Annotated in this window: 18 protein-coding genes; 10 read left to right on the top strand and 8 right to left on the bottom strand. The window is 36.0% G+C overall.

The window, feature by feature from the left end; all coding sequences use genetic code 11:
• Positions 1-790: 790 nt before the first annotated feature.
• Together F6K23_RS41510 and F6K23_RS41505 are read left to right on the top strand one after the other, a co-directional pair.
• Positions 791-1642, top strand: a complete 852-nt coding sequence (locus F6K23_RS41510) for an RNA-guided endonuclease InsQ/TnpB family protein (protein ID WP_367267630.1) — start codon at positions 791-793, stop codon at positions 1640-1642.
• Between the two features lie 87 nt (positions 1643-1729).
• Positions 1730-2137 (top strand): RNA-guided endonuclease InsQ/TnpB family protein, encoded by a 408-nt coding sequence (locus tag F6K23_RS41505; protein WP_367267629.1) that lies wholly within the window; start codon positions 1730-1732, stop codon positions 2135-2137.
• A 343-nt stretch (positions 2138-2480) separates the two neighbouring features.
• Here F6K23_RS41505 and F6K23_RS05490 read toward each other — a convergent pair whose 3' ends face one another.
• The 3 genes from F6K23_RS05490 to clpS all read right to left on the bottom strand — a co-directional run bounded on the left by F6K23_RS05490 (position 2481) and on the right by clpS (position 3650).
• Positions 2481-2609, bottom strand: coding sequence for a helix-turn-helix domain-containing protein (locus F6K23_RS05490; RefSeq protein WP_293151708.1), 129 nt, complete (start codon positions 2607-2609; stop codon positions 2481-2483).
• A complete protein-coding gene (locus tag F6K23_RS05485) occupies positions 2606-3214 on the bottom strand; it encodes an IS607 family transposase (protein ID WP_293151705.1) in 609 nt (202 codons plus the stop codon). The genes F6K23_RS05490 and F6K23_RS05485 overlap by 4 nt, the downstream gene beginning before the upstream one ends.
• Before the next feature lie 85 nt (positions 3215-3299).
• Positions 3300-3650 (bottom strand): ATP-dependent Clp protease adapter ClpS, encoded by a 351-nt coding sequence (gene clpS, locus F6K23_RS05480; protein WP_293151702.1) that lies wholly within the window; start codon positions 3648-3650, stop codon positions 3300-3302.
• A 257-nt stretch (positions 3651-3907) separates the two neighbouring features.
• Here clpS and F6K23_RS05475 point away from each other — a divergent pair, with 257 nt between their 5' ends.
• Genes F6K23_RS05475 through F6K23_RS05465 form a run of 3 tightly spaced genes read left to right on the top strand, consistent with a single transcriptional unit; the run spans position 3908 to position 5033 of the window.
• A complete protein-coding gene (locus F6K23_RS05475) occupies positions 3908-4021 on the top strand; it encodes a helix-turn-helix domain-containing protein (protein WP_293151699.1) in 114 nt (37 codons plus the stop codon).
• Positions 3990-4814, top strand: a complete 825-nt coding sequence (locus F6K23_RS05470) for a transposase (protein WP_293151696.1) — start codon at positions 3990-3992, stop codon at positions 4812-4814. The genes F6K23_RS05475 and F6K23_RS05470 overlap by 32 nt, the downstream gene beginning before the upstream one ends.
• Before the next feature lie 18 nt (positions 4815-4832).
• Positions 4833-5033: a zinc ribbon domain-containing protein gene (locus F6K23_RS05465; protein ID WP_367267635.1), complete on the top strand. Its 201-nt coding sequence runs from the start codon at positions 4833-4835 to the stop codon at positions 5031-5033.
• A gap of 450 nt (positions 5034-5483) precedes the next feature.
• Here F6K23_RS05465 and glpK read toward each other — a convergent pair whose 3' ends face one another.
• Together glpK and F6K23_RS05455 are read right to left on the bottom strand one after the other, a co-directional pair.
• The gene (glpK, locus tag F6K23_RS05460) at positions 5484-6998 is read right to left on the bottom strand and encodes a glycerol kinase GlpK (protein ID WP_293151693.1); all 1515 of its coding nucleotides are present in this window, start codon (positions 6996-6998) and stop codon (positions 5484-5486) included.
• Between the two features lie 880 nt (positions 6999-7878).
• Positions 7879-9612, bottom strand: a complete 1734-nt coding sequence (locus tag F6K23_RS05455) for a glycosyltransferase family 39 protein (protein WP_293151690.1) — start codon at positions 9610-9612, stop codon at positions 7879-7881.
• A 1689-nt stretch (positions 9613-11301) separates the two neighbouring features.
• Here F6K23_RS05455 and ureA point away from each other — a divergent pair.
• On the top strand, positions 11302-11604 hold the full coding sequence (gene ureA / locus F6K23_RS05445) for an urease subunit gamma (RefSeq protein WP_124142719.1): 303 nt from the start codon (positions 11302-11304) through the stop codon (positions 11602-11604).
• A 48-nt stretch (positions 11605-11652) separates the two neighbouring features.
• A complete protein-coding gene (locus F6K23_RS05440) occupies positions 11653-11964 on the top strand; it encodes an urease subunit beta (RefSeq protein WP_293151686.1) in 312 nt (103 codons plus the stop codon).
• 33 nt (positions 11965-11997) lie between these two features.
• Here the strand turns inward: F6K23_RS05440 and F6K23_RS05435 are convergent, their stop codons facing one another.
• The 3 genes from F6K23_RS05435 to F6K23_RS05425 form a co-directional block, all read right to left on the bottom strand.
• A complete protein-coding gene (locus F6K23_RS05435) occupies positions 11998-12588 on the bottom strand; it encodes a pseudouridine synthase (RefSeq protein WP_293151683.1) in 591 nt (196 codons plus the stop codon).
• Positions 12589-12889: 301 nt separating this feature from the next.
• Positions 12890-14434, bottom strand: coding sequence for a diguanylate cyclase domain-containing protein (locus F6K23_RS05430; RefSeq protein WP_293151680.1), 1545 nt, complete (start codon positions 14432-14434; stop codon positions 12890-12892).
• 20 nt (positions 14435-14454) lie between these two features.
• The gene (locus F6K23_RS05425; RefSeq protein WP_293151677.1) at positions 14455-17688 is read right to left on the bottom strand and encodes an ATP-binding protein; all 3234 of its coding nucleotides are present in this window, start codon (positions 17686-17688) and stop codon (positions 14455-14457) included.
• 245 nt (positions 17689-17933) lie between these two features.
• Here F6K23_RS05425 and wecB point away from each other — a divergent pair, with 245 nt between their 5' ends.
• From wecB to F6K23_RS05410, 3 genes are all read left to right on the top strand, one after another.
• The gene (gene wecB / locus F6K23_RS05420) at positions 17934-19046 is read left to right on the top strand and encodes a non-hydrolyzing UDP-N-acetylglucosamine 2-epimerase (protein WP_293151675.1); all 1113 of its coding nucleotides are present in this window, start codon (positions 17934-17936) and stop codon (positions 19044-19046) included.
• Between the two features lie 655 nt (positions 19047-19701).
• The gene (locus tag F6K23_RS05415) at positions 19702-19908 is read left to right on the top strand and encodes a hypothetical protein (protein WP_293151672.1); all 207 of its coding nucleotides are present in this window, start codon (positions 19702-19704) and stop codon (positions 19906-19908) included.
• A 469-nt stretch (positions 19909-20377) separates the two neighbouring features.
• The gene (locus F6K23_RS05410) at positions 20378-20545 is read left to right on the top strand and encodes a hypothetical protein (RefSeq protein WP_293151669.1); all 168 of its coding nucleotides are present in this window, start codon (positions 20378-20380) and stop codon (positions 20543-20545) included.
• Positions 20546-22322 lie beyond the last annotated feature (1777 nt).

The following is a 22322-nucleotide window of genomic DNA, read 5'->3' as shown; positions in this document are numbered from 1 at the left end:
AGATTCCGGTGGACAGGAGACGGGGAATTGATTTCCTACGACGGCTGTTTGCGCAGCATTCGGCACCGAAAAGCAAGTAGGCAGCTAGAGCAGCGAGAAGATTGCTCCAACCAGCGCGAGTAAAACCACTCGTGAAAGCTATAAAAAAGTAAGCTCACAGCTAAATCTTTGATTTACGCCGAGGAGTTTAGAAGTCTGCCCTTCAGGCTTTAAGCAAATGTGGATTTATCCCAAATGGGGGTGGACTAACCACAGAATCCAGGGTGTTTCAACCCCTGGAGATGTCAAATACTGACCAATTTATGTAGTGTATCTGCTCTGATGTCAGCTACTGCTTGGTGCGCGTTCCCTTTCTTGGTGGGTTGGATATGGCGAGGAGACTCAAAGAGTGCACACCCGCTCCGAATTGCACCATCCCACCCTACGGGAAGCTCCGAAGATCGACCGCTTGTGACTGTGGTCGTCGCGGGGTCGCATCAGCTTTTTTGTGTACTTTGTCTAGTTTCTTTACTGCTTTGAGCTTGTTGTGAGAACCTTTAACTTCTTTTTGCTAATTGCACGTTGATGACGAATTATTCGTTTTTTGCCTTTCCTTTAGGCTATAACGTTGGCAAATTTAGCTAAATCGCCGAGAAACCTCACGCCATAATCGCGAGATTTGGCGTGAGGTTTCTCGGCGGTAAATTGAATAGGTTCGATGCCCCATTAATTTACAAATATTATCCTCAAGTTTTGGTATGTAAAAAAACACTCGTGCTATTGTGTTTTATAACCAGGGAAATTTGCCGTTATGCGGACTGCCTATCAATACAAGCTTAAACCCAACAAAGACCAAACTGCCACAATAGAGTTGTGGCTTGAATTGTTGCGTCGGCAGTACAACTATCGTTTGGGCGAGAGGTTTTCATGGTGGGAAGAGAACCGCTGTCCGGTTAATGCTTGCCCGTTAATAACATCAATTCCTCAGCTAAAAGATAACCCAGATTATTTTTCTCAGAAAAGAGATTTAGTCAATACCAAAGACAAGTTTCCTGAGTATAAGCTAATTCATTCTCAGGTATTGCAAGATTGCATTAAGCGAGTCAAGGTAGCTTTTGATAGGTGGTTAAAAGCAGATAAAAACGGGCAAAAATTAGGAAAACCCAGATTTAAAAATAAAAGCCGTTATCGTAGTTTCACTTATCCTCAAATAAAACAGGATTGCGTTGTTAATCAAAGAATTAATCTCCCCAAAATTGGTAATGTAAAGTTAATTCAACATCGGCCTTTGCCAGAGGGTTTTCAAATTAAAACAGTCACAATTAGCCGTAAAGTGGATGGGTATTATGTAACTTTATCCATGGAGGATAAATCGGTTCCCTCTATTATTTCTGAAATCAAACCTACATCAGAAAATACTCTGGGAATAGATATGGGGCTGAAGGAATTCTTAACCACGAGCGAAGGGGAATTAGTTCCAATTCCTCAATATTATCGAAAATCTCAGCAGCGATTAAAGACTCTACAAAAACGTTTATCTAAGAAGAAAAAAGGTAGTAAAAGATGGTTAAAAGCAGTCAAAGCATTACCCAAACAACATAAAAAGGCGGATGCGACCCCGCGACGACGACAGCTCGCTTGCGGAACGCGCACCAAGCAGTAGCCGACAAGCGTAAAGATTTTCATTTTAAAACAGCCAATGAATTACTATCAAAAGCCAATGTTATTGCTTACGTAGACGCGGAGCGGCGTGCCGGAGGCAAACTTAAATATCAAAGGGCTGGCGAAAACCAGATTGAGTAAATCAATTAATGATGCTGCATGGGGACAATTTCTAACTATTTTAAATGTCAAAGCCGGAAACGCTGGGCAGAAAACTATAGCTGTGAACCCTAAAAATACTAGCCAAGATTGCTCAAATTGTGGTGAAAAAGTCCCTAAAGAATTATCCCAAAGAATTCATTCTTGCCCGCATTGCGGCATCGTAATAGATCGGGATGTAAATGCGGCGATAAATATCAAAAATAGGGCGGTAGGGCATTCCGTCCTTAAAGCTCGTGGAGCTCGACGGGATACCGGAGCTACGAAACGAGAAGCCCACACTATAGGGTCAGCGAGCGTGTGGGAGATGTCACTAACTGTTCAAAATCGTACTTAAAACTTATGTCGCAATCTGCACGTTTGGATATTGTGACATTTTTAACTGATACAAAAGGTAAGATTTCATAAGTTTTTACTACTCCTATCCGTGGTAATTGTATATAGTTTCCTTGGGTAATCTTAATACTACCTTCTAAATAAAAACTGTCTTTTCTCCCTTTTTTCTTAAATTTAGGGAATCCACGCTTGGGAATAGTTTAAAAGTTTTTAAATGCCCTCTCTAAATCTCTTAATACTTGTTGTGGTGCGCCTGATGGATACCTCATAGTACCAAGGATTAATTGATTTAACCTCAGCAACTAAACGTTTATGTAAGTTAATTGCACTAGGGCGTTTTTTGTTTATTCATACTCAGTAATACAAGTTGCTAATCCCCAGTTATAAAGAATATGACGAGCTACACCCGCGTTTTTAGCAAGCAGTGTTTTTTGTTTGTTATTGACTTTGAGTTTAGTCTTAAACAATTTCATTTTAACTGGTTAGCTATTTCTTTCAATTGCTTAACAATTTGCTGGTTTTTATGGCTTCTTGAACCATAGAGTCTAGCAGAGAAAACTGTAATTATTTCTATCACATCTTGTGCTAAAACTTCCTCAAAGGTAGAGTCTTCAGAGCGATTAATCATAACTACTTCTGTACCAAATATTTCACACAAAGTAAATATTAAGTCACTACCAAATCTCAGTAATCTGTCTTTATGAGTTAAGACTAATCGTTCTACTTGGTCTGAGCAAATCAGTTTGATTAACTTAATCAGTCCTTTTTTGCGATAGTTTAAGCCACTACCCAAGTCTGATATGACTTCAAAAGACCAACCCTGTTGAGCGCAATATGCTTCTAAAACTATTTTTTGGCGCTCTAAGTCATCTTTTTGGTCTAGGCTACTGACTCTGGCATAGGCAACGGTCAAAGAATTATCTTGTTTGTTACCGATTAAGTTAGAGACAGTAAATCGTCGATGACCGCCTTCGGTACGGATTGACTTGATCCGTCCTTCAGTTTCCCATCGTCTAATTGTTTTTGTTGACACTCCTAGCAGTTCTGCTGCTTGAGATACCGTTAATAAGTTAGACATAAATCTAGTATATCACAATAAATATCTAGTTATATCTAACTTTGTTTAATTATTTTAATATTGTTGATTACCCTACTGAAATTATTTATGCTTTTTCCAAGGGTGCCATTGTTAACCCGGCCCGACTCAACTGCTGATGATACAATTCTGCCTGTTCTAGAGGGCCAACCCAAACTGTGGCTTGACCTTCATTGTGAACCTGGTGAGTTAGCTCCCAAGCAAGATCACTTGTCATACCTGGAATATATTTTTGCAAACATTCAGCGACGTGCTTAAATGTATTGACATCATCATTTAAAACAATAACCTTGTAGTTGGGATATGGTTTGTTAACAACTTGACTAGACTGTCTAGGAGCAACAGTTGTAGAGGAGCTACCCCCTACTCCCACTATTATATTATCTGCAATTGCGATGATGGAAATTCCAAGATCCATGCTACTATTTTCCTGTATATCCATACAATTATATTGGGATGATTTATACATAATTGTAACTGCTTGAGGAATTATCATAAGTATATTAAAGACCTATTTAGATTTTATCTTTTCTTCACCCTATGTTGGTCAATTTAGATATGGTGAGAAATTTTGCTATTTTTACTGCTTGTGTCTTTGTCATACGGGGGGTAAATAACAGCTTGACAAAATCTATGATTATCTACTATAATATCTGATTATCTAGATTTGATTTTATGCTACTAGGATTCAAAACTGAGTTACACCCCAATCAGAGGCAAAAAACGTTACTGGTTAAACACGCTGGTGTAGCTCGTAATGCAAATAAATTGGGGACTATGGTTGACTAGGAATATCCTTAATCACAATTTCAATAATCCTTCAGGTAAACTTAAATTTCCTACTGCAATTGACCTGCATAAACTTTTAGTAGCAATGGTTAAACCTAAAAACTATTGGTACTACGAGGTTTCTAAATGTGCGCCTCAATATGCTTTGAAGTATTTATCAGAGGCTTGGAAACGCTGCTTTACCAAAGTGTCTGGTCAACCTAAATTCAAGAAAAAAGGTAGGGATGATAGTTTTACTCTAGATGGCTCAATATCGGTAAGGTTTAATCACATAAAATTACCAAGAATTGGATGGGTTAAAACTTATGAAATATTACCAGATAATGTTATCCCTAAATCTGTAACTATTAGCAGAAAAGCCGACCGTTGGTTTATCAGTTTCAAAGTAGAGAAAGCAACCATAATTACTGAGAAATCAGCAGATGTAGTTGGTGTAGATTTAGGTGTAAAAACTTTAGCTACACTCTCAACTGGCGAGATATTTGAAGGGGCTAAATCTTACAAAAAGTTAGAATCTAAATTATCCCGACTGCAATACCTTAACAGACATAAAACCAAGTTTTCCAATAACTGGAAGAAAGCACAACTCAAAATAGCTCAATTACACAACACAATAGCAAACATCAGAAAAGATACATTGCATAAACTGACTACTTATTTAGCTAAAAACCACAGTCAAATAGTAATAGAAGACCTTAATGTGTCAGGAATGATGGCCGAGCCAAAACTAGCTAAGGCAGTTGCTGACATGGGTTTTTATGAGTTTCGCAGACAGTTAGATTACAAGTGTTAGTTATACGGTTCTGAGCTAATTATTGTTGATAGATGGTTCCCTAGTTCTAAGACTTGCAGTAGGTGTGGAACTGCTAAAGAGTCTCTGTCTTTGTCAGAGAGAGTATTTAATTGCGAACACTGCAATTTCAGTTGTGATTGCTCCGCAACGCTAGCGCGAACGAGACTTGAATGCAGCGTTAAATTTAGCTATGGCGGTCAGTTTGCTCCGCAACGCTAACGCGTTTCGCGCCAGCGTTGCGTTACGCCAGTTTTGCGAAGCAAAAGCAAACGACCGTGACAGCCTGTGGACTGGATAACGCCGACGTTGCCAGTTTGAAGCAGGAATAGAACAGATTATTTAGAGAAAATCAGAGATTTATATAGATAATCATAGGTTTCTAAGAACGGTAATTCAGTTAGGGGAGATGGGGAGTGGAAAAAACTGTGAGTAGGAAAGAAACCGAAATACATCCTCTCTCTTGGTCGATTGGATATGGCGAGTAGACCCGAAGAGTGACAGAGGAGCTTTCCTATCGGAATGCTGCGCAAACGCTAACGCTAACGCCATCCCACACTACGGGAAACTCCCAAGAGCGACCAATTGGAGCTGAGGTAATAACAGCTAACATCATTAGGTAATTTGCCCCAAGTTCAATCAATACCATTACCCTTGCAGGACTGCCAAAAATTATTCAATCCAATTTTTTGCTCTACTAACAGCTTTTTGCCAAACCATAAAACTTTTTTGCACTTTTGCAGCATTTTCACTGGGTTCAAACACCTGCCCAACTGTACTATTATTCACCAATTTGTGATAGTCATCCCATAGACCTACTGTCAAACCAGCAGCAAAAGCAGCTCCTTGAGCAGTAGCATCAATAAACGCAGGTCGTTCAACAGGAATACCCAACAAATCTGCCTGAAATTGCATTAAAAAATTATTTTGCGAACCTCCACCATCAACTTTTAGATTAGTCATTAGAGTTCCGCTATCTTTATTCAGAGCATCCACAACTTCTTTAACTTGAAAAGCAACTGACTCTAAAACTGCTCTTACCATGTTTTCCCGCTTCACACCTCCAGTAATTCCGAGAAAAGCACCGCGAGCATTCATATCCCAGTGAGGGGTACCGAGACCACTTAAAGCAGGTACAAAATAAACACCGTTAGTATCTTCCACTTCCATTGCCAGATGTTCAGTTTCTGCTGCGGAGTCTATGAGCTTCAACCCATCCCTTAACCACTGAATACAAGCTCCCGTGGTAAACATTGCCCCCTCTAGAGCGTAAGCTGTTTTCAAATTACCGTTTATTTTTTGAGTCCATCCAATAGTTGATAATAGTTGATTTTGAGATTTAGTAAGACTATCTCCAGTATTAGCAATCAAAAAACTACCTGTACCATAAGTGCATTTTAACATTCCGGGGCGATCGCAACCATGGGCAAATAAGGCAGCTTGTTGGTCTCCTAAAATTGTAGCTATGGGAATTGATACTCCTAATAAGTCTGCTTTTGTTTTGCCGAATATGCTGAAACTTGGTTTTATTTCCGGCATTATTTCTCTAGGTATTTGAAACAAGTCTAATAATTCTCTATCCCAACTTAGGGATTCAATATTCATTAACATTGTGCGACTGGCGTTACTATGGTCGGTGGCGTGAATTTGCCCACCAGTTAGTTTCCACAAAATCCAAGTATCGATGGTACCTGCCAACACATTACTGAGGTTAATTTTTGGTTGGTCTCGCTTTACCCACTCTAGCATCCAGGATAATTTTGTTGCTGAGAAGTAAGCATCTAAAACTAATCCGGTACAGTTTTGAATTTTTTCTGCTTTGCCTTTTGCTACTAATTCTCGAATCATGGGTGCGGTACGACGGTCTTGCCAAACTATTGCTTTGTGCAGTGGTTTACCTGTGGTTTTGTCCCAGAGGAGACAGGTTTCTCGTTGTACTGTTAAACCGATAGCTTTTACATTTGAGGAGGAAATATTAGTATTTCGGAACACTTGTTCCATCATGGCATAAGTGTCTTCCCATATTTCTTCTGGGTCGTGTTCTAACCAACCGGGATGAGGGTAATATTGAGTAAGTTCTTTGTAAGCTTGACCGATACTAGCGCCTTGAGAATTGAATAATATTGCTCGGTTGCCTGTTGTACCGAGGTCGAGAGCTAGGATGTATTTTTCGGTGTCTGTAGTCATAAAAAATGATTTTTTTAACCGCAATAGTCGGTTCGGGATTTTTGTTTGTTTACCATTATTGATGCTATTTTGGCTAGAGATTTTAATTTTTCTTATTATTTTCCTTTTTTTAGTTTATATTCTATTTATTGATTTCTGAATTCTTTTTTTGTTCAATAGATATCTCCAATAATCAAAAATAAAATTAATTATCATACAGAAATCATTAGATATCTGGTGAAAAAGATATAGATTTTTTGCAGGAGTAGGCAACAGGCAACAGGTAAGATATTTTCACGAAAAAGTTGCTAAAAAATCTTTTTTAGGGTTAATTTTTCTTTCCTTAACCAATCTAATTAGGGTTTGCTGAAAAAGTCTTATGGGTAAGGGTAGGAGATAGGAGAAATGGGAATTATAGAGGAGGTAGGAGGAAGAGTAATCCCTTGATTATTCTGGGCAACTATGAGCCTAAAATGCTAATTTTTTGAACCATTATGACCTAAAAACTTAGATTTTTTTTTACTAAAAAATGCTAAAACCTTTATATATCAGTGCTTTTATATTTAATCAACAAACCCTAATTAAAAGGTTGATTTATTTTTTGGAGATATCTATTAATTATTAATTATTCCCTAGATAGGAGACAGGATAAATGGGAATTATAGAGGAGGTAGGAGGAAGAATAATCAAGGGATTATTCTGGGCAACTATGAGTCTAAAATGCTAATTTTTTGAACTATTATGACCTAAAAGCTTAGATTTTTTTTACTAAAAAATGCTAAAGCCTTTATATATCAGTGCTTTTCGATTTAATCAGCAAACCCTAATTAAAAGGTTGATTTATTTTTCGGAGATATCTATTAATTATTAATTATTCCCTAAAAGTGATAATTTTTTGGCTTTATTCAAAATTTAAATGCACCCTTCGATATAATCTAACATTTTGAATTGTGGTTTCTAGAAAGTATTTTTTTTCTAAATATTGATTAAGATGATTTCTATATTCTGGACTAATATTATCTTTTTCTGCTAGTAAAATATAACTAGGATTTTTCGCCATAATTTTATCTAATTCTTGGAGAGCATCCGTAGGTAAAATCTGAGACATGGCTGTTAAATGGCTAGAAAAAGCATATTTTGTCGGAATTTTTGTGGGAACTAGGTAATAAATTATTGGTTCATAATTGACGATATATATATAATCTGTCGATCTAATTCTCTGCTGTAGATATTTAGCAATCAAAGCTTCTCTGTCATCCCATGTATCTATTATTTTTATATATCGATAATAGATAAATTCCCAATTTTTATTTAATTTGTTATAACCTGCTTGGGCAAAAGGATATATTAAGATTAGGAATAAAAGTATATTTGGCAAGGCAGAAGGCAAGTCAATAGAAAAATTTCGGGAATTTATCATAACTGTTTTTTTCTGTTTCTTGGCTTCTTCATATAAATCTTGACTTCTAGATTTTCTTTGAGGTAAATGAACGGATTTAATAATTAAATAGCTACTAATTAAACATAAAGGAGGTAATAATTGTAAAAAGTAATGATTATAAAATCGCTTTGATAATAAAACTGCTAAAAAAGCACAGCTAAACCACAAAAATAAATAGATTAAATTTCGTTCTTGCTTTAATTTACCTCTAGCAAAGACAAACAAATAAACCGGACTCCAAAATAAACATAACCACAATAAAATATTTCCTAATACCTGTTTTCTGAGTCTACTGAAAAGGTCTGACCAGGAAAAATTGAGCATTGCTACATATTTACTATTTGCAGTGATAGTTGCATAAATATATTCATCAAAATAGCCCGAAAATTGATAAATAACTGCGATGATAATGGCAGGTAAAATTAAGCCTGCACCTAAAATAATATAAAACTTAAATAGGGAAAAAGAAAGATTTTTGAATATGTCTATAGTCTGAAAATTATTTCCAGGTTTTCTTTTCTCCTTCCTACTTTCTTCTTCTTCCTTCTTCCTCTCTTGGTGAGCATTCCCTTGCGCCTTTCGGCGACGCGGGGTCTCACCGCTTCTTCCTTCTTCCTTCCGAAATAAACTTCCCAATAAAATTAATCCCAAAACATCCATAACTACCAAGTATTTGATTTGCATTCCTATCCCTAAAATTAGGCCGCTCAAAAATACTTGAATATTTGACGGTTCCCTATTGTGAAATAATAATAAAAATGCTCCAGTCACTAAAGGAGCAAACAAGATTTCTGCATTCGCAGCAGCACCATCATTATGTAGGGAAAAAATAGCGTATAAAGCACCTGCTAATAATCCAATTTTATCTCCTTGTTTTTTGTCAATAGTTACACCAATGCTATATAAGAAATAACTGGTAAAAGTTGTGGCGATAATAGATAAGATTCTGATGGATACTATGGATTTTCCAAAAATTAGCATTGTTAGGGAAAATAAGATAAAAATACCTGGAGGTTTGTTATCCCAAATTTCTATATAAGGAAGGTTGCCGTTTAATAGACTATCTGCTCCTAATATATAGATGCTTTCGTCTTTGTCTAATACAGATACAAATAAAGTCCAAAATCTGAGGAAGAATGATAATAGTAGAAATGCTAGAAAAATTATTAGTTTTTGATTGATGTTTTTGGTCATGTGCAGAAGGAAGAAGGAAGAAGGAAGAAGGAAGAAGAAAAATATTGCGTTGTCTGAGTTTTAAGCTTTTGATCTTTTTTAACCTTTCCTTCAACTGGTATAATATAGGTCAATCGAGCTACTCCCTAGCTAAGTCAAAGATTATCACAATTTTTTTCTAAATCTCTTGCTTGAGTTTTGGCAGATCCTAGCAGTAGCTACATCACTTCTATAGTATGTATATATCTCTGAGTAGCGAAATACTTTTTTTTGTTGAATAAATAATCATAGGCAGGGCAGAGTAGCTGCAAATAGTTACATACTATCACGATGATTTTCCATCTAGTTTGGATTTCCAACTCTACCTCATCATTACAGGATTGATTCAGGTCGTTAGTAGCAATATATTCTGTTCTTTTTGTGAAAATAGTAACCCAGAATAATTTGACTGTCTTGAGTGCGTATTACATTCTGAGCAGACCTCGCTAATTAGCGATCGCTTTTTTTTTATCTCTAGGAAAACCTTTAATTTTAATGATTTTTCCTGATACTAATTCTCACTCATTCCATCCTAATTATTCCAGTTTTTGATATTTTTTTATACATCCGGTATCGTCTACCTGCGCGATTCCTTTTTAATCGTGGCTAACTTCTTCCAGATGGTCAGGAAGATTTGTCAGAGTATAATTTTTATGGCTACTTAATTAAATACTGAAATTATTTTAAATAATTAAAATTCATCTTAAATATGTTGACAAATAATTGTTTTTATACTCAAAAAGTATACCAAATAATATCAAGTAACTTGAGTTAAGCTTTGAAATTTTTGATATAGCAATCCTAAATAGGTTGCGGGTAATCAAAAAGTAGATAAAAAAACCGAAACTCTTACCTGTTCCCTGTTCCCTGTTCCCTGTTCCCTAAAAGCGGTAAGATTTTCATACACAAATAAAATAGGATTGCTATATTTTGTTTTCAAGCGATCGCCAAATGGATCAACCTTTGTGGGTAAACACTATATTATAGTGTCTTTGCGTAAGTCCTGAGTATGTTTACCAACTCTCCCTGTGAGAATCAATCCACTTGAGAATGCTTGATTCATCCCAATCCCACAATCACCTGCCCTCAGTTCATTCGACTGGCAGTGATGCCTGTTTTTTTGGACATTCATACCAAAATTCATCTCCACTGATTTGTGAGGTTTCGATATGCGCGTACATGAGCATGATGAATCATTTGTCCTTGTCTTGAGTGCCTCTTACATTCTGGGGTCTCCCCAGAATTAGCCACTCGCTTTTTGAGAGGCAGCTCTCACCAAACTCACTACCGTATTATAGGACAGATTTACTGTACGACTAATTCCTCTTAAACTACTACCCTCAATATGACCTTGCAGAACCATAGGCATTGTTTCTGGTTCAATTTGCCGACGATACTGTAGGGTATAGAAAGTAGAGCGTGTTTGCGCAGCATCCCATAGGAAAAGTTTGTAGACATTCGGGACAATAGTACCGTTGGCTTACTTTACTGGTTTTTTCCGTGCTTATGGGCAATGCCCATGACCACACAAAGCACATTCCATAATGGTTTGAACTATTTAGGGACTATGTTCATATTACCATTCCCACACTTTCTTGATGCACTACCAATTCAAGTATTAAATTGATAAACATGATAAAATTTTCCCTGAGATGACTATATAAAAATACTATGCAGTTAACACCCCAAGAAAAAGATAAACTGTTAATTTTTACTGCTGCTTTATTAGCAGAACGTCGTAAAGAAAAAGGCTTAAAATTAAATTATCCTGAAGCAGTTGCCTATATTTCCGCGGCAATTTTAGAAGGTGCTAGAGAAGGTCAAACGGTGTCTGAATTAATGAGTTTTGGTACAACTTTATTAACAAGAAATGATGTAATGGAAGGTATCCCAGAAATGGTACAAGAAGTTCAGGTAGAAGGGACTTTTCCTGATGGGACAAAATTGGTAACTGTTCATAATCCCATTCGTTAGAAATTAGAATTGTTGAAAGACAGAATAAATAGGAAAAAGATAACTATTATGATTCCAGGTGAAATGATTATTCAAGAGGGAGAAATCGAATTAAACCCAGGTCGCCCCACAGTAAAATTATTAATAGCAAATACAGGCGATCGCCCAATTCAAGTTGGTTCCCATTACCACTTTTATGAAGCAAATAATGCTTTGAGTTTTGACCGCGAACTCGCCAAAGGAATGCGTCTAGATATTCCGGCAGGTACTGCTATTAGATTTGAACCGGGAGATGAACGGGAAGTAATTTTAGTACCATTTGTTGGAAGACGAGAAGTTTATGGTTTTAATGGCATAATTAATGGTAAATTAGATAAATAGTAGGTTGATTTATCCCTCTAGCAACCTCCTCAATTAAAAAACCATCTGCTTGAGAGATTCAATTTCAGTTTGATTGAGGTCTCGCCACTCACCAGGTTGAAGTTCATTCATGTACAGGTCTGCGATCGCTACTCTAACTAACCGTAGTGTGGGAAAACCAACTGCTGCTGTCATTCTTCGCACTTGACGATTTCGACCTTCTGTGAGAATGATTTCTAACCATGCGGTGGGTACAGTTTTACGAAATCGAATTGGTGGATAGCGGGGTGGAAAATTGGGTTCTACAGATAACAATCTTACTTTTGCAGGTCGAGTCTGATAATTTTTGATCGTTACACCTTGTTTTAGTTGTCTTAATGCTGCATCATCTGGTATTCGTTCCACTTGCACCCAATAAGTACGAGGATGAGCAAATTTAGGGTCAGTTAGTCGGTGTTGGAGTTGTCCATGATTTGTGAGTAGCAAAACTCCTTCACTATCTCGGTCTAATCTACCCACAGGATAAACTGAAGAAACGGGAATATAATCCTTAAGGGTTTGGCGTTGGTTGGACTCATCAATGTTGTCAGTGAATTGACTTAAGACATTGTAGGGTTTATTAAATAAAATATACCTGTAATTCATCAGATTATATCAAGTAACGATAATTGTGCACTAGCTAACAACCGTTCGCTAAATTGAAGTGAAGTTGTTCAAGCAAATTTGATATTATTAACACTATTTCCTATGATCTAATTATCAGGACTTACGCACGGACACCCTTATCGAGTGAGGGCGCAATTCGGATCTTGGCGGAACGCCAATGCCATTTGCATTCCCCAAACCTCCGAATGGCACCCCGACAGAGGGCGTTTTCAAGGTTAATTTGCGAACATCCTGATGATATTACTTCTTTCTTCTTCCTTCTTCCTTCTGCTATAGCAGTTTAAACAATCCTCACAATTGTCATATTTCGCCCTTCTTGCTTAGCTTGATAGAGAGCTTCATCTGCTGTTTTAATCAACTTTTCTAAGGGAAACTCTGGTAAAGGAATAGCGCTAGCTACACCGAGACTCAAGGTAACAAATGGCGATACTTTAGAAGCAGTATTAACTAAGTTTAAATTCATAACTCGCCTACGGATCGATTCAGCCACATAATATCCACCTTTAGCATCTGTTCGAGGTAATACAACTACAAATTCCTCGCCACCGTAACGTGCTACTAAATCTCCCGGTCGCTTTACTTTTGCTTTGATAGCTTTAGCAATTTTTTGCAGACACTTATCTCCTGCTGGATGACCATAAGTATCATTGTAAAGTTTGAAATAGTCAACATCACAGAAAATTAAAGATATTGGTGCTTTTTCCCTTGCCATACGTCGCCACTCCCTGTGGATATATTGGTCAAATAGACGACGGTTAGCAATCTTAGTTAAACCATCTAGGGTAGCAAATTGAAATAACTTTTCATTTGCAGTTTCTAATTGTTGATATAATTCTGACTGTTGTAAGGCGATCGCTAATTGTCTAGCTAAATGTTCAATAGATTCAATTTCTGAAGATTGCCATTTTCTTAGTTTTGAACAGTGGTGGGCAATTAATAATCCCCATAATTCTTCTCTAGAATAGTCAAAATCTTGATCAGAAAATTGTTCTTTATTTATCTTTGATATTGGTACTACTAAGTTAGATTTTACTTTAAACCGAGTCAGAAATTCAATATGATATGGAATTAAATTAGCAATAGCTATATTTTTAGTAAGATTTGTTGGCTGTAGATTATCATTGTTATAATATGAATTTATACTCATATTTTCTATAACGGATTGTAGACCAGAAGCAATAGATTCCATCAATACTTCACCAGTTCCATCTGGATTAAATTTATATATCAATACCCTGTCAGTTTTAAGAAAATTTCTGACTTCATCTACTGTATTTTTGAGAATATCATTAAGGTTTAATGACTGACGTATTCGTTCTTGAACGAGGCTCATTAATCTCGATCTTTCTGTTTGCTTTCTTAACTCTTTAACAAGTTGATTAATTTGCAAAATTCGACGGACTCGCTGACGTAAAACTGCGAATTTAACAGGTTTAGTAATATAATCTAGGGCACCAACAGCGAAGGCAAGATCGATAGATTCTTGATCTTCAAGAGTAGTAATCATTAACACTGGAGTCCGATAGAGTAAAGGATTGCTATCTAGTTTTTGATCTAGAGACAAATTATTTGATAAATCCTTACTAAAAAGTTCTTGTAATTTGATACAGCAATTAAAGCCATTCATTTCTGGCATCATTGCATCTAGTAGAATTAGGTCTGGTATCTGAATACTACACATTTCTAGACATTGCTTACCATTTTTTGCTTCTATTATTTGATATCCTTCTTTTTGTAATGCTTGATGAAGTAAATAACGGGTCAATTTTTCATCATCGACTATCATAATTACAGTAGCATTATTCTGTGACTGCTTTGAATTCATAAAAATCTTATTAAAAAATACTAAGAGTTAATTGTAATTTGACTAAATATTTTCTGCAATATATTTTGCAGTTGTGATTGCTTAATGGGTTTATTTAATAAAGCTGCTAAATTTAGTTTTTGGAGCTGATTTTTTTCTGGAGATTTACCAATAGGAGTTAACATCACTAATGGTAAAGATTGATATTTAGGTAGCTCCCTAATAGCAGTAGCAGTTGCCACTCCATTCATTTCTGGCATTTGCATATCAATAATTATTAGGTCAAAAACTTGATTTTGGTTAACATTTTCATGTTGAAGGAGATCTATTGCTTCGACACCTGATGCGACGCCATGAGCTAAAATCCCCCACTGACCTAACTGCTTAGTTAAAATTTGTAAGCAAGAAAGATTATCATCTACAATTAATAATCGTTTTTTACCTAATTTAGGTATAGAATTAAGTTGACTTTTCACATTCTCATCAACTTTTACAATTAGGGTAAAATAGAAGGTAGATCCTATTCCTTCTTGACTTTCAAACCACATTTTACCACCCATCATCTCGCAGAGACGTTTACTAATGACTAATCCTAATCCTGTTCCTCCATATTCCCTAGTTGTTGAACTATCTACTTGACTAAATGGTTGAAATAATTTGTGCATTTTATCTCGGGGAACCCCAATTCCAGTATCTTTAACAAATATTTTTATTTCATACAGATCATTATCTATATTTTGTTGATTATTGCTTTTTTTTGAATCTATTATTTTGTGAGCTGAAACATTAACTAAGACCTCTCCCTTTTGTGTAAATTTAATTGCATTAGAGATAAGATTAACTAATATTTGGCCTACTCTTATTTCATCTCCTGAAATTATACTTGGAGTATCATCTTCAAGTAAATAAGCTAATTCAATATTTTTGTTAACTGCCTTAATAGCTAGTAAATCAATACACTTCTCCACACATAATCTTAAATTAAAAGGTCTTTGCTCCAAATCTATTTTATTAGACTCAATTTTGGAAAAGTCAAGAATATCATTAATAATTCCGAGTAAAGCTATACTACAGTCATGGACATCATTCAAATATTCTTGCTGTTCTAAATTTAAGTCACTATCAAATAACAAAGAAGTCATCCCAATTATTCCATTCATTGGAGTCCGAATTTCATGGCTGATAGTAGCCAAAAATTCACTTTTAGCTTTATTAGCCACTTCTGCCGCTTGTCTTGCTTGTTGAAGAGCAATATTTTGTTCAGCAAGTTGTTGACTTTGGCTAGTTTCTTGCTCCAATAAATGAGCATGGGCCAGGGCAATTCCCACTTGTTTGGCAACATCTTCTAGTAGTTCAATTTCATCTTTTGTCCAAGTACGGTAACGATCGCATTGATGCAAGCAAATAATCCCATTGGGTTCATCCTGATAAGAGGTGCGAACTATTAACATAGATTTTAATCCTATGGAAATACATATTGATATAGAAATATTTGTTTGTAACACTGGTGCTGTATAAACATTGCTATAAGCGATCGCTCTATCTTGCTCTAAAAGCTTCTCCATGTAGGGATTATCTACTATCGGCATTTCTAAATCCATGATTGATTGATATCCTTCCTCCAAATACTCAGCTACAAATGGCACTTTTGGTACTGTTCCTGCTTGATAGGAATGAATGATGCAACGGTTAACGAGAAAAGCTTGACCTATTTGTTTTGAAGTAGTATCAAATATTCTCTGTGCATCTAAACTTTGGCGAATATCTTGAGTAATTTGTCCTAATAGAAGACTACGTTGTAATTGTTGTTGTAGCGCTAAGTGAGTTAAATTTTGTTCAATTGCACTAGCGAGAACATTCGTCACTGACTGTAAAAAGTGAATATCATCAAGAGTAAAAGTATATTTTTTACTGGCATAAACTGCTAATATTCCTGCTGGTTGATAATTTCCCGGAATTATTAAACTCATACCACTCAAAATGCCTTGGTTTAACAATTGTTTTAAGTCTGGATACTCTGAAATTCTAGCACTGAGGTCTTCAATAATGAGTGGTTTTTGAGCAGCTAAAGTGTGAGCAATAATAGAATCAAAAGCCTTAGTAACCAATGGTTGAGTGATTAAAGCTTTTGCTTTACTCACACTAGCTTTAATTTGCCAAGTTTGAGTATCTGATGGGTATTCCCAAATTTGACAATAGTCTAGTTGTAGGGTCTGACAAACTAGGTACACTGCTTCTGACATTAACTGAAATAAAGAAATATTTTGTAAAGCACGTTGACCTAATTTTGCTACTGCTGCTGCTGCTGAAGCTTGAATAGCTAATTTTTGTTCTGCTTGTTTGCGTTCATAAAGCGCAGCTTGCTGTTCGCTAATATCTCGCAAAATTATCGTAAATACAGTTTCATCTTTTAATTCTAATTGTGAAATTGATGCCTCTGCTGGAAATTCTGTATGATCTTTTCGCCTAGCAATAACTACAGCTAGTCTATGTTTTGTTTGATGATTTTTTACTTCTAGAGAGTTGTTGAATTTTGACTCTTGCCAAACAATTAATTTACCAAGTGATTGCCCCACAGCTTCCTGATTTGTATAACCAAATATTTTTTCTGCTCCTTGGTTAAACATTTGAATAATTCTATTTCTATCTACTGAAATAATTGCATCTTCCGCCATATCTAAAATACCTGCTAAGCGAGCCTCAGAATTTTTTAAAGCTTCAGAAAATGCTATACGTTCATTGATTTCATTTTCTAGCTTTTGATTTAAATCTTTTAAATCTGCTGTTCGCTTGTGTACTCTAGCTTCCAAATTTGCATTTAGGAGGCATATTTTTTCTTCAGCTAAAATACGTTCTCTGATTTGCTTTTCTAGTTCCTCATTAGTTGCTTCTAGTTGTATCAAATCAGGTATTTTTAAAAGTTTTCGAGCTAAACGAATTAAAAATATTATTGTGACGATAGCAACTATTACTGTAGTACCTTTAACTAACCCTAATAGACCATGATGAGGATACCGTAGAGTCCAAATTTTTTGACTGTAAGAAATACCACTAAAAATCATCAAAATTGCAAACATCCAAAAAGTTACATTGAATGGCATACTTGGTCGTTTAATCAAACAGTAGGTAAGTATTAGTGCGATAAAATAATAGGCCAGTGCTATCAATAAATCTGATGTTAAATCAAATAACATTAACCTTGATTGTAGTAGGTAATAAATTACATTCATCAGCAAGATACTTGAGCTAGTAGTTGTTAGAAATAACCCTGACATATAATACCCCTCCTGATATACTAGATATTATTATTTAATCAAATCCTAAGCTGTATTTGCAATTATAACTTTCTAGGTCATGCTGCGTAAAGCGACAGCCGAAACGCAAATAGCCATCAGTTAACAGCTTTTTTATTTCCCTGATTTAAGTCTTTCTTTTAAGGCTAATTACTGTACTTCAGTCAACCAAGAAACACTATATAATTTTGATGACTGTCTAGAAAAACATCTAAAATTAAGTCAAAATGCTCAATTCTCCAATCCAAGTAGCAATTACTTTAGGAACTCGCCCGGAAGCTATAAAATTAGCACCAGTTATCCAACTTTTTCAAAATTATCCAGATTTTAATACTCAGGTAATTTTAACTGGACAACATCGAGAAATGGTAACACAGGTAATGAAATTATTTGAAATTAGTCCAGATCGGGATTTAGCAATTATGCAAACTCGGCAAACATTGACAGATATTATGTGTCGAAGTTTGCAAGGATTAGAAGCGTTATTTCTGCAACTGCAGCCTCAATTAGTATTAGTCCAGGGAGATACTAGCACCGCTTTAGCGGCTGCCCTAGCTGCATTTTATCAAAAAATTCCTGTTGGTCACGTCGAAGCAGGTTTACGAACTAATGATTTATTTAATCCTTATCCTGAAGAAGCAAACCGCCGTTTAATTTCTCAGATAGCTCAATTGCATTTCGCTCCTACCAATTTAGCTGTAGAAAACTTGCACAAATCTGGAGTAGTAGGGAAAATTCATCAAACAGGAAATACGGTCATTGATGCTTTGTTAAAAGTAGCAAAAACTCAACCTCAATGTTATATTTATGGTTTAGATTGGCACAAATACCGAGTAATATTAGCAACTGTTCATCGGCGCGAAAATTGGGGAGAACCTTTGACAGAAATTGCTCAAGGATTTATCAAGATTTTAGACAAATTTCCTGATACAGCTTTAGTTTTACCTCTTCATAAAAACCCTACAGTTAGAGAACCTTTAAAAACTATTTTAGAAAGTCATCCCAGAGTATTTTTAGAAGAACCTTTTGATTATAGTCAATTAGTAGGAGCAATTCATAACTGTTATTTAGTATTAACTGATTCTGGTGGTTTACAAGAAGAAGCTCCGAGCTTAGGAAAGCCTGTTTTAGTATTACGAGAAACTACAGAAAGGCCGGAAGCAATCATGGCAGGAACTGCTAAACTTGTAGGTACTGATTCAACTAATATTATGGCTGCTACTGCGGAATTGTTGAGTGATGCTGCTAAGTATAAAAAAATGGCAATGGCAATTAATCCTTTCGGTGACGGTCATGCCTCAGAAAGAATTATGAAGATTGTGAAAAGTTATTTTGGTTAAGCTGTTTTTGCTCGGTTATATGTCTCTATAACATTCTTTATTTGGCGTTGCGGAATAAATTTATGATTTCACAGGAGTTAGGAGTTAGTAAGTATAGAACCAATTTGGGATCTATTTAAAAATATAGACGGAGTGTGGGGAGGGTGGGTTCCCTGTTGCCTTCCGGAGCTGTTGCCAGATGAGCTGCGCACAGCGCTATATTTCTCTAGATACTGATTTTGGCAGCCAAAAACCCCTACCGCGTGCAAAGATACCAAATGGGTTCTATAAAGGAGTTTTTCGGTAACTAAATAGGAAGAAATAGGTATAATTTGTATTATTGTTTTGACTGAAAATTTACCCAAAGTTGAATTTTATACCTCAAATCAGCAACGCCCTTTATTTTTATAGGGGGTGTAAATATTGAGTGAGTCAGACTCATCCCACATTAAGTAGTATTTTTTACCGAAAAATTGTGGGTATGCGCCTCCCCTTGGATAGGGGATAATAAGCGGTCGTTTGCGCAGCATTCCGTAGGATGGGATAGCGAGGAAACCTGCGCCATATCCAATCGACTCCTGTGAAGAAAAATTTTCATGAATTTGTCAATCCTCTTCAATTTATTTTCAAGGAGAGGTAATTATTCATTATTCATTATTCATTGTTGAAAGCACTTTTGCTGGAATTGCCCTGTAAGCATGAATTGTATGTGGGAAAACGAGTCAAACGTGGTTTGTTTAGAAGTTCAACAGGTAAAGCGATCAATGCTGACATCAATGGCAGTATTCAGATAATCAGAAAGAAATTCCCAGAGGCATTTACTGGCGAGGGAATAGTGAGCTGCGCCGTACAGCCAATGTTGGTTAATCCAATATCAAGATAAAGGCTGTTTCATTTTTCTACAGTTTTTTTCGTACGGTGGTGAGGTACAGTAACAGCAATGAGTGAACCAATTCCTGATATCAGTTAGAGTCACTTGCTCAATTGCTTCAATTAATGCTATTTCTAAAACTTCTCTAGGCTGTAATATTGTAATATTTTTCTTAATAATGCTTAACTATAACTCCATTCTCAGCAAAGCATTTGCATCCTTAGTTTTATCTCAACGTTGGTTGAAGACCCGCGCTCTCCCGAAGGGGAGCGTCGCATGGGAAAACCAATCAATAAGAGCGGTTTTTACACATAGTATGCCATACTAAACAAATCTAGGCTGCTGGGCTAGCAGTGTCAGTCTGTGGAGCGACCGTAAGACCAGAAAGAGGTTTGGCCTCGGAGGCAGGTGCTACGTTAGCGCAGCTCCTCTGTCAAGAGGAAGCAGAAAGTCCTGAGCCGTGAGGTTTAGGAATCCCGCGTTGTCGCGCCATGCGCAACGTCGGGAGGATGTCAATGTAGTTAGCGATCGCCTGTTGAAATTCAGTTATAACAGTAGTATGTCTAACTTTCTCAGTATGGATGAACTTTATAATATCTTTGCTTCGACTGCTATACAGACTTTTCCCCCTAGAAAGTTAGAAGGTTAGGTCTTTTCAGGACTTACGCATATTGACCTTTAAACCACCATATGTAGGGGAGAATGGCATTCGCCCTCACCATAAGTAGAGTCTCTGCGTAAGTCCTGTCTTTTTTACTAATCATTTTGGCTCAGAGACTCTAGTAGAGACTTTCCACATATTTACATTATTTTGCGGATATCACCCATTTGAGCTTATGTTAAAAATGAGATGGGGAGGTAAGGAGATAGGGAATATTTTTCATCAAAATAATATGGGTCGCGCAACCCCACCTTTTCAGGCGATCGGGTTTTTGGAGAGTTGCTCAAATACCCGTTACTTAATAATTAATAATTAATTATTAATTATTAAATAATTCTGGTATTAAGCCTTCCCTTTTAAGGGGAAAAAAAGCGGTCGTTTTGCTGGCGCACAACTTTCCTATCGGAATGAAGGGCGCAAAAGTTAACGGCTGTCGCCGACATGTTTGCGTAGCATTCCGCAGGAAAAAGCGGAGCTTCCCGAAGGGTGGGATGGCGAGTTCTCCTCGCTGGCCAACCATCGACCAAGAGAAGAAATAATATTTCCTTATATTCAATTCCGTAACGGTTTGAACCAGAGATAATTATCAATTATACCAATTCCTAAAAGTAATTTTATACTTAAGTAACACTTCAGCCATTAAGTAATTAACACAGGTAAAATATTTTTTTTGTTAATTTGAGTAAAGTTAATGTTAATTATTCTTATGTTTACTTCTCCTCCACTCCCCTACTTCCCTACTCCTCTACTCAATAAAATGTAGAAAAATTTTTGAGAAATAGTATTATCCATCATCAATTATCAATTAATGAAAAAAATAACTTCTGACTTCTGACTTCTGACTTCTGACTTCATTAAACCTTCTGTCCATCTCCTGACTCCTGATTCAGCCCTCCTGACTCCCAGCAAAAAAACGCGGGTCGCTGACAAAGATACCAAATGGGTTCTATGTGATTGCCAGTGGAACCTTTGTGGAGAATTCCAAAAATTTCCTCATCTCTAGTAATAGTAACTTATGGACATGGCATTGCATATGGCCTTATTACCTAAATATTGTCTATACAACCCAAATAAGAAGCCATATAACCAAAGGTTTACGAAACAATCTATATAATTCTACAGATAAATTCATTATCCGGAAAAATTTTATAAAAATTGATTCATAACCAAAAATTTGGAAAATGATCTTTATTATTCTAGGAATATACTCATTATCCGGAAAGTTTTTACAATTTTCCTAAAATTTGGCATAAAAATTTATTAATTACTGATTTTTGATTACTGATTTTCTTTGAAATAAGTCCAGATTATTATAAAGATATATTTATTTTATAGATTTATAATGTATTTGCATTAAAGCAATCTATACATTTCTAGCGGTATATTAAATATCCGGAAAAAAAATACTAACTTTACATAAATTTTAAAAAAAAACTCTTGAAACCCCAGAAAAACTTAGTATTTTGTGAAGAGTCTGTGAAGCAGCGTAAAAATACTAGCGGTGTTTTCATAGATATTGATATATTCATGTACAGATACAAACAGATACAAAAAGATACAAAGGAAAGGAAATAAATCCTGATTTCCACCGAGAAATATCTACAACACGAAAGATTGTTAGACAACAGTTTTATCGGTTTAATTTGTATGAATAAAACTGTTCTACTAACAGAAAATACTGACATTAATCATCAAATATAAAAAACCAGGAGTCAAAAATGATCGCTAAGTCCCTAAAACAAATTGCACTCGCTACTATTGGAAC

This window comes from Okeania sp. SIO2C9, assembly GCF_010672455.1.
GTDB lineage: Bacteria > Cyanobacteriota > Cyanobacteriia > Cyanobacteriales > Microcoleaceae > Okeania.
The sequence above is the reverse complement of the archived record's forward strand: the minus strand, read 5'-3'. Positions and strand labels throughout refer to the sequence as shown.